This is a genomic window from Dyadobacter frigoris, from assembly GCF_005280585.1.
GTDB lineage: Bacteria > Bacteroidota > Bacteroidia > Cytophagales > Spirosomataceae > Dyadobacter > Dyadobacter frigoris.
Window position 1 is genome coordinate 1 of sequence record NZ_SZVO01000062.1, and the last position, 932, is coordinate 932.

The 932-nt window shown below is 45.3% G+C and carries 1 protein-coding gene; it reads left to right on the forward strand.

Annotated features, from left to right (window positions below; genetic code table 11):
• A partial coding sequence (locus tag FDK13_RS35220) for a potassium-transporting ATPase subunit KdpA (RefSeq protein ID WP_137344682.1) occupies window positions 1–906 on the forward strand: 906 nt, incomplete at its 5' end.
• Between the last annotated feature and the right edge of the window lie 26 nt (window positions 907–932).

Consider the following 932-nt stretch of genomic DNA (forward strand, 5'->3'; position numbering starts at 1 on the left):
ATGATCATTCCAATGGCGATGGTTTTTGCTTTTGGCTTCTTTTTGAAAAGAAGAAAAATGAGCTGGATGATTTTTGGGGTCATGACAATCGGGTTTTTACTGCTTACTGTTCCTACAATCATTTGGGAAAACGGTGGAAATCACGCCATCACCGCCATGGGTATTGATAACGGTGCCGGTGCCATGGAAGGTAAGGAAGTCAGGTTTGGAAGTACAGCTTCTGCCTTTTGGAGTATAGCCACCACCGTCATCTCAACCGGCTCGGTCAATTCCATGCATGACAGCTTTACGCCGCTTTCTGGTATGACCCAGCTGCTGGCGATGATGACCAATGCTTTTTATGGTGGTGTCGGCGCCGGTATGCTCAACTTTTTCATCTTCATTATTCTGGCTGTATTTATCAGTGGATTGATGGTGGGCAGGACACCTGAATTTATGGGTAAGAAAATTGAAGCGCGGGAAATGAAAATCGCCATGATCGTTGCTTTACTTCACCCGTTCCTGATTCTGGTTGGTACTGCGCTGGCAGCGGCTTTTCCTACGATAACTTCCGCCACACTTGCCAATCCGGGTTTTCACGGCTTTACAGAAATGCTTTACGAATACACCTCTTCGTCAGCCAACAATGGTAGTGGATTTGAAGGTCTGGGCGACAATAATCCATGGTGGAATATCACCACAGGTTTTATTCTGATCCTGTCTCGTTACATTCCGATCATTGGTCCGATTGCGATCGCGGGACTTCTTGCAAATAAGAAATTCATCCCGGAAAGTGCAGGAACGTTAAAAACGGATTCTTCAACTTTTGGAATCATGGTTCTGGCCGTTATTGTGATTATCACAGCCTTATCCTTCTTTCCGGCACTGACGCTGGGTCCGATCGCTGAATATTTCACGCTGCGTTAAGACTCGATTTCAAAATAATAAATAAA